The organism is Snodgrassella sp. ESL0323 (assembly GCF_013346865.1).
GTDB classification, from domain to species: domain Bacteria; phylum Pseudomonadota; class Gammaproteobacteria; order Burkholderiales; family Neisseriaceae; genus Snodgrassella; species Snodgrassella alvi.
In genome coordinates, this window is the sequence record NZ_JAAEDT010000019.1 from 266,296 (window position 1) to 278,554 (window position 12,259).

A 12,259-nucleotide genomic window follows, 5' to 3' on the forward strand; every position below is an offset into this window, starting at 1 on the left:
TGGGTGATAAAATCTGAAGCATCTGGCCATTATTATAATTAAACCATTCAATATAAAAATAGTGAGCATAACACCAGTTATGCTCACTATTAGCTATATGTTGACTAGTTAGCCAGACACGACTATTACATCATGCCGCCCATGCCACCCATACCGCCCATGCCACCCATATCAGGAGCAGCAGGTTTATCTTCCGGTAATTCGGTAATCATGCAATCAGTAGTCAGCATCAGACCAGCGATAGAAGCAGCATGCTGCAAAGCAGTGCGGGTAACTTTAGCCGGATCCAGTACACCCATTTCCAGCATATCACCATACTCACCGGTACCAGCGTTATAGCCGTAGTTACCAGAACCATTCAGCACATTGTTTACTACAACGCTTGGTTCATCACCGGCATTGGCAACAATCTGGCGTAATGGTGCTTCAACTGCTTTCAGTACGATTTTCACCCCGGCTTCCTGATCGGCATTAGCACCTTTCAGGTCTTTAATCGCAGCACGGGCACGCAGCAGGGCAACACCACCACCGGCTACCACACCTTCTTCTACCGCAGCACGGGTAGCATGCAGGGCGTCATCCACGCGATCTTTTTTCTCTTTCATTTCAACTTCAGTAGCAGCACCAACTTTAATTACTGCCACACCGCCGGCCAGTTTAGCCACGCGTTCCTGCAATTTTTCTTTATCGTAGTCGCTGGTAGCCACTTCGATCTGTTTGCGGATTTCAGCAACACGTGCTTCAACAGCAGCCTTGTCACCCAGCCCGTCAATCACAGTAGTATTTTCTTTACCAACTTCTACACGTTTAGCCTGACCTAAGTCTTCCAGAGTGGCTTTTTCCAGAGACAGACCAACTTCTTCAGCAATAACAGTACCACCGGTCAGGATAGCAATATCCTGCAACATGGCTTTACGACGGTCACCAAAGCCCGGAGCTTTAACAGCAACAGTTTTCAGGATACCGCGAATATTGTTTACTACCAGAGTAGCCAGAGCTTCACCTTCAACATCTTCAGCAATAATCAGCAACGGACGGCTGGTTTTTGCCACTTGTTCCAGCACAGGCAGCAAATCGCGGATGTTAGAGATTTTTTTATCAAACAGCAAAATATACGGGCTGTCCAGACCGGCAATCTGTTTTTCTACATCAGTAACAAAATAAGGAGACAGGTAACCGCGGTCAAACTGCATACCTTTAACAACTTCTACTTCATTTTCCAGTGACTTGCCGTCTTCAACAGTGATCACGCCTTCTTTACCCACTTCATTCATGGCTTTGGCAATGATTTCACCGATAGATTCATCTGCATTGGCAGAAATAGAAGCAACCTGAGAAATTTCTTTAGATTTTTCCGGAACCGGTTTAGAAATATTTTTCAGTTCGGCAATAACAGCTTCAACAGCTTTATCGATACCGCGTTTCAAATCCATAGGATTCATACCGGCAGTAACGTATTTCATACCTTCAGTAACAATAGCCTGAGCCAGAACAGTTGCCGTAGTGGTACCGTCACCAGCCACATCATTGGTTTTAGAAGCCACTTCTTTAACCAGCTGTGCGCCCATATTTTCGAATTTGTCTTTCAATTCTACTTCTTTAGCAACAGACACACCGTCTTTAGTGATGTGCGGTCCGCCAAAGGCACGATCCAACAATACATTACGACCTTTAGGGCCTAAAGTTACTTTTACCGCTTCAGCCAATACATTGACACCAGCAACCATTTTCTGACGGGCTTCGTCAGAGAATTTTACGTCTTTTGCTGCCATTTGCAACTCCTAATTTTTAATAATTAATTACGCAATAAAATTAAATTTCTGGATAAATAATTTATTCAACGATACCGAAAATATCTTCTTCGCGCATTACCAGCAACTCTTCACCGTCTACTTTAACAGTCTGGCCGCTGTATTTTCCGAAAATTACTTTATCGCCAACTTTAACATCCAGTTTCTGACGATCGCCGTTTTTCAGCAGTTTGCCATTACCTACGGCAATTATTTCACCCATATCAGGTTTTTCAGCAGCAGAACCGGGTAATACAATACCAGAAGCAGTTTTTTCTTCAGCTTCCAGGCGTTTTACGACAACGCGGTCATTCAAAGGACGAATAGTCATATTATCTTCTCCACATCTTTAGTGCCCGAGGCACGGCAAAGTTGGTTAATACAAACCCGCATTTTCAGCGGGGCGTAAATATAAATTTATTCGTTACTTAAAGTAAGGCTCGCTCGCTGCAATTCAAGAGTAAACAAGATAATTTTTTTCTTCACTCTTACAAATACTTAGCAAATTTGACAAATTAATCCAGTCATTACAGCCAGATAGCTGCAACAACAAAAAAAACTGCTTAAATATATATCTCAGCATAGTCTGAATAAATTAACTAGAGACAAATTAAAATTAAAACCGTTTATTATTGTGCTTCAGCCGGATAAATTCTGAATGACGGGTGAAACTTCAAAAAAATAAAATATCCCTTTTAGCCAGACAGCAAATAAGCTGTTTAACAGCTAAAAATACATATGCATATAAAACTAAATTATCATTTATTTGCTAAATACCAGAATGCTGTTTTAATATTATAAGCAGAATGATTTAATTAAATCCTGAAAATCACAATCAGAATATCGGTATTTTTTATTTCCTTTCAAATCTGATATTAATCTGTGCTGACAGAATCTCACGGGCCCGTGCAATACGTGAACGCACAGTCCCTACCGGGCAACCCATTAGCTGAGCGATTTCTTCATAGGTCAGACCATTAACTTCAGACAATATGATCGGCTGACGCAGGTTGGCCGGTAACTGATTAATTGCTTCATCTATAGCATCAATCAATTCACGGTTGAGCAGCAGATTTTCAGGTGTCTGATAATCAGATAAATGTTCAAACACATCAATTTCTTCCCCGTTCTCATCCACAATTTCACTAATCATTTGCGGTTCACGCCCGTAAACAGCAGTCATAGATTTAGCCGTATTCATACCAATACAGCATAGCCAGGTATAAAACTGACTTCCGGCACGAAATTGCGGCATAGCTTTATAAGCTTTAAGGAATGTTTCCTGAACAACATCCAATGTTACTTGATCATCATGAGTAAAACGACGCAGAAAGTGCTTCAGGCGACGCTGATATTTCCTGACCAGCAAACTAAAAATCTGGGCATCACCCTGCTGAGCCCGACGCACCAACACCTGCTCTTCCACCTGCCTGGTAGAATCATCATGCATTTTGTTATCCTCTAATTATTGTTATTGCATTAATCAGCAGCTGAATCTGCGATAATATATAATATTAACCCTAAATTTTTACAGCCTGATAGGCAAATCCTCCATTAACGGCATCCAGCCATTCTTTACACCCTTGTCAGCTGCCACAGCTACATTAATGACAGCGACACACTGGTTATCAGAATCACACACAATAGGCCAGACAGCACGCATAAAAGAAGGGATTTTTCTTTCCTGTAATAATTTTCTAACTTTCTTTTTTCCTCCTTGTAAAATAATTGTATCCTGGACATCTGCCAGACGGATCGTCATTCCAGCGTCGGTCTCCTCCAGACCAAATGAATGCCTTTTCCATTGCAGATAATGTGCAGCAGTCAGCTCAGAGTCAGACACCGGCAACAATTCGAGCCAGAGCCATTGCTCATTGCAATTATACTTATCAATCCATAATCTGGAATCATAATAGATTACACGGGCACGCGGCAAAGACCATTGTGCTCCATTTTTGCTTTCCATCAGTTGTCTTGCAAACTCTGTCAGTGCCGCAGCGGTCGACATCCCCAGACAATGCTTATGTGCAAACAGACGTAATTGCTGCCGTCGGCGTGATGCACTTAAATTACGCCATAACGGTATTTGAAATCCTTTTTGCTGCGCATGCAGCATAGTCCAGTCAGCTTCAGCTATTTCATCCAGTAAAGACAGCTCATCTTGCAAACGTTCTACTGCCGCTTCTATCTGGGTATCGAGATGTGGCTGATGTTTGCGCCAGTATGGCAAACCATCCAGACGCAGCCAGTTGCGCAAATAGGCACAATTACTATTACTGTCATCTTCAATATGTTTTAGTCCCACTTCATCTGCATAAGCTTTTAGCTGTTGCCGTGAAAAAGACAATAACGGTCGCCAGAGAACAGTATGTCCGGTTAATGAACGTACCTGAGGCATAGCCGAAAGCGAACGTATACCGCCGCCACGCAATGCTCCTAAAAAAAAGGTTTCAATCTGATCATCCCGGTGATGTGCCAGCACCACTGCGTCAGCCTGACTATTTGCATAAACCTGATAACGTGCTTTGCGTGCAGCCGCTTCTATACCCTCTCCTGCTGTACGCACATTTACCCTGACAATCTTCAACGGGACAGACCACGATGCGCATAACTGCTCACAAAATACCGCCCATTCATCTGCATATCTGCTTAAACCATGATGCACATGAATTGCTGATATATGCACCGGAAGACTATCACGCAATTTCGTTAACGCATGTAACAATACCACCGAATCCAGCCCGCCGCTGAGACCGACTGCTAAAATACAACGGCCAGCCATAGAGGCTGACCATTGTTGTGTAATATTGTCACATAGTTTACTTACCGCTGAACTGACCATAACTCATCAGACGATCAAAACGCCGGGTTAGTAATGTCGACAACTGTTTGTCTTTAGCATCTTGCAGCTGACGGGTAAGCACCGATTTTACCCGCTGCATAATTTCCGGATAATTACGATGCGCTCCTCCCAGAGGCTCCTCAATCACAGTATCAATTAATTTTAAATCATGCAGGCGTTTAGCAGTAATCCCCAGAGCCTGAGCAGCTTCCGGAGCTTTTTCTGCGGTTTTCCATAGAATAGATGCACACCCTTCAGGTGAAATCACTGAATAAGTCGAAAATTGCAGCATATTGATGTAATCACCTACAGCGATTGCCAGAGCCCCGCCAGAACCGCCTTCACCAATTACCGTACAGATAACCGGTACACGCAGCCGTGCCAACTCGTATAAATTACGGCCGATGGCTTCAGACTGCCCTCTTTCTTCCGCTCCGATGCCCGGATAAGCTCCCGGTGTATCAATAAAGGTTAGCAGAGGTATTTGAAATTTTTCTGCCAGCTTCATCAGGCGCAGAGCCTTACGGTATCCTTCGGGCTTAGGCATCCCAAAATTACGGCGAATTTTTTCCTTGGTATCACGGCCTTTCTGATGACCAATAACCATTACACTTTCACCATTAAAGCGCGCCAAACCGCCAACGATAGCTGCATCATCAGCAAATGCACGATCACCGTGCAATTCTTCAAAATCAGTACACAGAGCATCAATATAATCTAAAGTATACGGACGCTGTGCATGACGGGATACCTGTGAAATTTGCACCGGTGTCAGTTTGGCAAAAAGATTTTTGGTTAAATCGTCACTTTTCTTTTTCAGGCGCGCGATTTCTTCGGATATATCTACAGCTGACTCATCCTGTACAAAGCGCAACTCATCTATTTTCTGTACCAGCTCGGCTATAGGTTGTTCAAAATCCAAAAAAATCTGTTTCATTGTTGAGATATCCGCAAAAACATGTAACAGCTATGATACGCGAAGAAATGAAGCTATGCAGCCCTTATTAATAAAAACCTGATAGCACAATTATAGATTATAATAATAACAATATGATTTATAAAATATAATTATAAAAAACATCTCTACAGCCACCTGCGCATCCGAATTACACTTTAGCGTTTTCTATCAATTTAAGCTGATATAGCAACAACTTAAACCACACGCCTCAGCAGCAATGCTAATTAAATAAACATCCAATAACAAGCAGATCCGAAACACTATATACGCAACAAATATGCATTAACAGCTTGCCAAGACTAGGAATTACCCACTAAAATTAGCGATTTTCTGTTATCTTGGCAGAATAAAATTACTTCGATTTTTTCACTAAGGAATACACTATGGTAGTTATCCGTTTGGCTCGCGGTGGTTCTAAACACCGTCCTTTCTATAACATTGTCGTAGCAGACTCACACAACCGCCGTGACGGCCGCTTTATCGAACGCGTTGGTTTTTATAATCCTGTTGCCAATGAGAAACAGGAACGCGTACGTCTGAGCGCAGACCGTCTGAACCACTGGATTGGTCAGGGCGCGCAATTAAGCGAAGCTGTTGCCAAGCTGGTTAAAGAACAAAAGGCTGCGGCCTGATTAGCAGTAAAGCAAATGAATAGTACACAGCCACAATGGGTAGCAATGGGCTATATAAAAGGTGTGTTCGGAGTAAAAGGCTGGGTGAAAGTCCATTCTGATACTGAATATACCGATAGCCTGCTCGACTATCCGCAATGGCAGCTGAGTAAAGATGGCCAGATTAAAACTGTAAGCATAGCCGAAAGCAAAATCAGCGGCGATGAGTTACAGGTAAGATTTGACGGCATAACCGATCGTGACAGCGCAGCATTACTGCGCGGCTTTACCATCGAAATAGACCGCGCCAGCTTTGCCGAAACCGATGACAATGAGTATTACTGGACAGACCTGATCGGAATGCAGGTACATAACCGTACACAGGAAAATCTGGGTACTGTCAGTTCATTAATGCAAACCGGTGCGCATGACGTACTGGTAGTAGATGGTGCTTTTGGCCGTAAACTGATTCCTTTTGTCTCACAGTACATTGATGAAGTTAACTTGCCTCAACAGCAAATTGTTGTTGACTGGGGCAGTGATTACTGATGCACATTCAGGCCATTACTCTGTTTCCGGAAATGTTTACTGCCCTTACCGGCAGTGGCGTAACCGGTCGTGCATTACAAAAAGGTATATGGGAATTTGCTACCATTAATCCGCGCCAGTTCGCTGATAACCCGTTGGGTTATATTGATGACCGGCCGTTTGGTGGTGGTCCGGGAATGATTATGATGGCTCCGCCCTTACAGGCAGCCATTGATACAGCCAGACAGACTTGTCCCGAAGGACGGCTGATTTATATGAGTCCGCAGGGCAAGCCACTGAATCATGCACAGACAGCAAATCTGGCCAGAGAAAAGGCTTTGATTGTACTGTGCGGCCGCTATGAAGGTATTGATGAACGCATCCTGACCAGCAACGAAGTAACCGAAATCAGTATTGGTGATTTTGTGGTTTCTGGCGGTGAATTGCCGGCAATGATGTTAATGGATGCAGTAATTCGTTTGTTACCCGGCACACTTGGCGATACACGCTCAGCAGTAGAAGATTCTTTTGCCAATGGTTTACTTGATTGCCCACACTACACCCGTCCTGTAGAATTTCGTCAGCAGACAGTTCCCGACGTTCTACGTAGCGGTAATCATGCTTTAATCGCACAGTGGCGATTAACTCAGGCACTGAGGCGCACACTGACACGCCGTCCAGATTTACTGGCCGATCGTGAATTAACCCCAGAGGAATCCAGACTCTTGCAGACGATCAGACAAGAGGAACGGGATATCCCATTATAATAGGAAGCTTAATATGAACTTAATTCAACAATTAGAGCAAGAAGAAATCGCTCGCCTGAATAAAGAAATTCCGGCTTTTGCACCAGGTGATACCGTGGTTGTTTCTGTACGTGTTACTGAAGGTAGCCGTACCCGTTTACAGGCCTATGAAGGTATTGTAATCGCCCGTCGTAACCGTGGTCTGAACAGTAACTTCATCGTTCGTAAAATTTCCAGCGGTGAAGGTGTAGAACGTACATTCCAGTTATATTCTCCAGCCGTTGAAAAAATCGAAGTTAAACGTCGTGGTGATGTACGTCGCGCCAAACTGTACTACCTGCGTGGCTTAACCGGTAAAGCTGCCCGCATCCGTGAAAAACTGCCGGCTCGTAAAGCCTAAGCAGTATTTACAATTACTATTAGCTGCCTGCGGCAGAGCTAATACTCAGGCCGAATCATCAGATTCGGCCTTTTTCTTTATGTTTTCGGTCAAACTGGTAAAACAGAAAATGTCAGAGCTTTTAAATAGCATAAAATAATCAATAAATATTTATTGAAATAGTGTTATATAAAAAATACTGAATAGATAATTGAATTTTTAAAAATTAATTTCTCTGACAGAAATAATCCAAATCTGTGAATGCTAGCCACGCCTATCCTCTGCTCACAAACTCTAATAATTTACACACCGGCAAAAGGTGAAAAATGTTAAAATTATCCGGTTTTTGGTTTACTCCATCCTAATTTAACTTGCTTTGTCTTACCCAAAGGAAACACACCAAATGAGCCAGTCCCTGAGTTATCGTGATGCCGGTGTTGATATTAACGCTGGTGATTCTTTGGTTGAAAGAATTAAACCATTTGCTAAGCGTACCATGCGGCCTGAAGTATTAGGTGATTTGGGCGGATTTGGTGCTCTGGTTGAAATCAGCCAGAAATATCGCCACCCGGTACTGGTTTCTGGTACCGATGGTGTAGGTACCAAACTGAAACTGGCCTTTGAATGGGATCAGCACGACACCGTAGGCATTGATCTGGTAGCTATGAGTGTCAATGATATTCTGGTACAAGGGGCAGAACCATTATTCTTTCTGGATTATTTTGCCTGCGGCAAACTAGATGTTGAACGTGCCGCTGCTGTTATTAAAGGCATTGCAGCCGGTTGCGAACAGTCCGGGTGTGCACTGATTGGTGGTGAAACTGCAGAAATGCCGGGCATGTACCCCGATGGCGAATATGATCTGGCCGGCTTTGCAGTTGGCGTTGTAGAAAAAGAACAGGTAATTAACGGACGCAGCATTGTTGCAGGTGATGTTGTATTAGGTCTGGCTTCAAACGGTATTCACTCCAATGGCTACTCACTGGTTCGTAAAATTATCGAACGTGCCCAGCCTGAGCTTGACGCTGAATTTAATCAAGGTAAAACATTGCGCCAGGCAATCATTGCCCCAACCAGGCTTTATGTAAAACCTATTCTGGCGGCACTAAAACAATTTACCATCAAAGGTATGGCTCATATTACCGGTGGCGGTATCAGTGAAAATGTACCCCGCATTCTTCCTGAAAACACAGTAGCTGCCATTGATTCTCAATCATGGCCATTACCCAAACTTTTTCAATGGCTGCAACAAGCTGGAAATGTAGAAACTCAGGAAATGTACCGCACTTTTAATTGTGGTATTGGTATGGTTTTGGTGGTAAATGCAGAAGATGCGGATGCGATACAGAAATTTTTACGGCAACAAGGCGAAACTGTTTATCAGATTGGTCGTATTTGTTCTCGTCAGGGTAACGAACATCAAACTCAGATTAATTAAACTGAATTTTATATTTTTTTGAATTAAATTTATTATTCCAATCATTAATATGGCCATCAACTGTTACTGACCGATTGATGGCTTTAATAGTTATTTTATGAACAAAATTTTGTTTTTAATAAATAATTCTTATCAATTATTTCTAAAAAAATAATTAACATATTCAATTAAATATGAATTAAAAGATTAGAAAATCTAGCATTATATTTTGTATAACAATTTTAAAAAAATATTATCTTCATCAAAAATCTAACTTTGAGCAATTTATTTAATTTATCAAAACTCTGTTTCCAGTTAATAATTGTGTATTACCATCCTCATTCTTTATAATTCGTATAGTAGCACCCCAGATTTTTTCACTTCCACCTTTCTCTGCCGACGTAAATATAATGTCATAGATAATGCCATCTTGAAAATCATAATCAAAATCAATGCATTCCTGAGTTTTTACATTATATTGTTCTTTCGGATAATCTTTCTTTGATAAGTAGGTATCAGTACTGGTTTCATATATCCCCGTACCGGTAATATTAAATTGTTTGTTTTCTTTTAACATATCTTCAGTTGATGGAATACTGATACAAGGTTGACTATTATCTTTTAAAACAACATCCGGATCATTAATACGAATACAACCTGCCAGCATGATTAGCACAAAATTTAGTAAAATACAGAGGATAATTTTTTGTTTCATATTAATTATCTCTTCTATAATAAACCGTTAAAAGTACTGATTTACCAAAAAAGCGGAATACTGATAACAACACATTTTTATCATTACCACTTATGTAGCACTAATTAACATTGTCTGAATTAGCCTCATTATCAATTAATAATTGCGAATTACCATCCTTATCCTTTACTATTCGTATAGTAGCAATCCAGGATGTTCCACCTTTGCCTTTTTCTTGCGTTCTAAATGCAATATCATAGGTAATATCATTTTGAAAATGATATTCAAAATCTATGCACTCCTGAGCTTTTACATAATATTGTTCTTCCGGATAATATTTCTCTGATAAGTAGGATCTGATACTGGTTTGATATATATGTGTCGAGGTAATATTAAATGGTCTGTTTGTTCTTAACATATCCTCACTCCGCGGAATGCTAATACATGGCTGACCATTTTCTTTTAAAACAATATACGGTTCCCTAATATTACTACAGCTCGCTAACATGATTAGCATAAAATTTAGTAGAATATAGAGGATAATTTTTTGTTTCATATTAACTATCTCTTCTATAATAAACCGTTAAAAGTACTGATTTACCAAAAAGCTGAATACTGATAACAACACATTTTTATCATTACCACTTATGTAGCACTAATTAACATCGTCTGAATTAGCCTCATTACCAATTAATAATTGTGAATTACCTTCCTTATCTTTTACTATTCGTATAGTAGCAATCCAGGATGTTCCACCTTTGCCTTTTTCTTCCGATGTAAATGCAATATCATAAGTAATATCATTTTGAAAATGATAGTTAAAATCTATACACTCCTGAGCTTTTACGTAATATTGTTTTTCCGGATAATATTTCTCTGATAAGTAGGATCTGGTACTGGTTTGATATATATCTGTCGAGGTAATATTAATTGATCTGTTTGTTCTTAACATATCCTCACTCCGCGGAATGCTAATACATGGCTGACCATTTTCTTTTAAAACAATATCCGGGTGATTAATACGTATACAGCCAGTTAATATACTTAGCATAAAATTTAGTAGGATACAGAGGATAATTTTTTGTTTCATATTAACTATTTCTTCTCTAATAAACTGTTAAAAAATACTGATTTACCAAAACAGCTGAATACCGATAAGAACACATTTTTATCATTACTACTTATGTAGCACTAATTAATATCGTCTGAATTGACCTCATTATCCATTAATAATTGTAAATTATCATTCTTATCCTTTATAATTCGTATTAATACTTCCCAGAATTTTGCCTTTTAATCTTTTTCCACTGATATAAAATCAATTTGATAAGTAAAATCATTTTTAAAATAATAGTCAAAATCTATGCATTTCTGGGCTTTTACATAATATTGATTTTCCGAATCATTATAATCTTTCACTGATAATTCTTTTCCGTCAAAAGGCAGAGATACTGTTGCCGAGGTAATATTAAATGGTCTGTTTGTTCTTAATATATACTCACTCTACAGGATGTTAATACAAGGTTGACCATTATTTTATAAATCAATATCCGGTGTATAATACGACCCAAATACAGCCTGCTAATATGTTCAGTAAAAATATCAGCAGTAAACAGTGAATACTTCTTCGTTTTATCCAAATAGTGCTTTCTTATCTTTAGGATTTTTTAAAAACAAATGTAAAATAGTCTCATATATTTTTAGCCAGTAATTTCGCATGCCTTGTTGATTTCTGGCTAAATTTCCTTTATATTTCTCATTTGTTAGTTTATACCAAGCATTATAATTAAATGTTTTTAGACACCAATAATCAGAAATAATTGAAGCTTGCTGCTCCATACGATAGTCAGATAATATTTTATCATTTGTCAATTCATAGTGATAATCAACTAACCCGCTTCCTAGCCCCCAAAATGCCACAGCCATTCCCATCTGAAATTGCCACACATGAACCATTTCATGCATGAATAAATGTTTGCTAGGAATAGCTTTAATTGAAAAGTCATTTGTATATGAATTTGAAGTAAAATATATTTCGCCCATTGGTGTTACTGCATATTCATGATCTTTTCGATCTTGAAATGGCAAAATAGGACCATTTCTAACTTTTACTAAAGCTAAGTTGATGCTATCTTTAAATATTGAAGTAACCATCGCAATCTCTCCGGGGGTTAATAACCTGGGTGTAGCCTTCAAATGATTATCTATCATGTCTGCTACAACAACTCCTACTACCCCTCCAGACACTCCCCCACCAATCTTCATAGCAGTTGAAGCAGCCCCACCAATAGAAG

The 12,259-nt window shown here is 40.0% G+C and carries 14 protein-coding genes; 5 read left to right on the forward strand and 9 right to left on the reverse strand.

Annotation, left to right across the window (positions count from 1 at the left end; translation table 11 throughout):
* Window positions 1-125: 125 nt before the first annotated feature.
* The 5 genes from groL to GY065_RS08510 form a co-directional block, all read right to left on the reverse strand.
* Window positions 126-1,772, reverse strand: coding sequence for a chaperonin GroEL (gene groL / locus GY065_RS08490; protein WP_078475142.1), 1,647 nt, complete (start codon window positions 1,770-1,772; stop codon window positions 126-128).
* Between the two features lie 61 nt (window positions 1,773-1,833).
* Window positions 1,834-2,121, reverse strand: a complete 288-nt coding sequence (groES, locus tag GY065_RS08495; RefSeq protein ID WP_025331149.1) for a co-chaperone GroES — start codon at window positions 2,119-2,121, stop codon at window positions 1,834-1,836.
* Window positions 2,122-2,643: 522 nt separating this feature from the next.
* The gene (locus GY065_RS08500; RefSeq protein ID WP_100116081.1) at window positions 2,644-3,240 is read right to left on the reverse strand and encodes a sigma-70 family RNA polymerase sigma factor; all 597 of its coding nucleotides are present in this window, start codon (window positions 3,238-3,240) and stop codon (window positions 2,644-2,646) included.
* Between the two features lie 78 nt (window positions 3,241-3,318).
* The gene (gene tilS, locus GY065_RS08505; RefSeq protein WP_174833786.1) at window positions 3,319-4,632 is read right to left on the reverse strand and encodes a tRNA lysidine(34) synthetase TilS; all 1,314 of its coding nucleotides are present in this window, start codon (window positions 4,630-4,632) and stop codon (window positions 3,319-3,321) included.
* Complete coding sequence (locus tag GY065_RS08510; RefSeq protein ID WP_174833787.1) at window positions 4,610-5,569, reverse strand: acetyl-CoA carboxylase carboxyltransferase subunit alpha; 960 nt, start codon at window positions 5,567-5,569, stop codon at window positions 4,610-4,612. Before GY065_RS08510 ends, tilS begins: the two co-directional genes overlap by 23 nt.
* A 404-nt stretch (window positions 5,570-5,973) precedes the next feature.
* On the opposite strand from GY065_RS08510, the gene rpsP reads away from it, so the two are divergent.
* The 5 genes from rpsP (at window position 5,974) to purM (ending at window position 9,292) form a co-directional block, all read left to right on the forward strand.
* Window positions 5,974-6,222 (forward strand): 30S ribosomal protein S16, encoded by a 249-nt coding sequence (gene rpsP, locus GY065_RS08515; protein ID WP_025331153.1) that lies wholly within the window; start codon window positions 5,974-5,976, stop codon window positions 6,220-6,222.
* A gap of 15 nt (window positions 6,223-6,237) precedes the next feature.
* Window positions 6,238-6,750 carry a ribosome maturation factor RimM gene (gene rimM / locus GY065_RS08520; protein WP_078475139.1) on the forward strand — a complete coding sequence of 171 codons (513 nt, stop codon included), beginning with the start codon at window positions 6,238-6,240 and terminating at the stop codon, window positions 6,748-6,750.
* Entirely contained in the window at window positions 6,750-7,496 is a 747-nt protein-coding gene (gene trmD / locus GY065_RS08525; RefSeq protein ID WP_025331155.1) for a tRNA (guanosine(37)-N1)-methyltransferase TrmD, read from the forward strand. The genes rimM and trmD overlap by 1 nt, the downstream gene beginning before the upstream one ends.
* A gap of 13 nt (window positions 7,497-7,509) precedes the next feature.
* Window positions 7,510-7,875 carry a 50S ribosomal protein L19 gene (gene rplS / locus GY065_RS08530; protein WP_025331156.1) on the forward strand — a complete coding sequence of 122 codons (366 nt, stop codon included), beginning with the start codon at window positions 7,510-7,512 and terminating at the stop codon, window positions 7,873-7,875.
* A 382-nt stretch (window positions 7,876-8,257) separates the two neighbouring features.
* Entirely contained in the window at window positions 8,258-9,292 is a 1,035-nt protein-coding gene (gene purM / locus GY065_RS08535) for a phosphoribosylformylglycinamidine cyclo-ligase (protein WP_174833788.1), read from the forward strand.
* A gap of 268 nt (window positions 9,293-9,560) precedes the next feature.
* On the opposite strand, the gene GY065_RS08540 is transcribed toward purM, so the two are convergent.
* From GY065_RS08540 to GY065_RS08555, 4 genes are all read right to left on the reverse strand, one after another.
* On the reverse strand, window positions 9,561-9,986 hold the full coding sequence (locus GY065_RS08540) for a putative T6SS immunity periplasmic lipoprotein (RefSeq protein ID WP_174833789.1): 426 nt from the start codon (window positions 9,984-9,986) through the stop codon (window positions 9,561-9,563).
* Between the two features lie 100 nt (window positions 9,987-10,086).
* A complete protein-coding gene (locus GY065_RS08545) occupies window positions 10,087-10,521 on the reverse strand; it encodes a putative T6SS immunity periplasmic lipoprotein (RefSeq protein ID WP_174833790.1) in 435 nt (144 codons plus the stop codon).
* Window positions 10,522-10,620: 99 nt separating this feature from the next.
* Window positions 10,621-11,055, reverse strand: coding sequence for a putative T6SS immunity periplasmic lipoprotein (locus tag GY065_RS08550; protein WP_174833791.1), 435 nt, complete (start codon window positions 11,053-11,055; stop codon window positions 10,621-10,623).
* A gap of 542 nt (window positions 11,056-11,597) precedes the next feature.
* Window positions 11,598-12,259 (reverse strand): hypothetical protein (locus GY065_RS08555; RefSeq protein ID WP_174833792.1); only part of this gene is annotated, 662 nt, incomplete at its 5' end.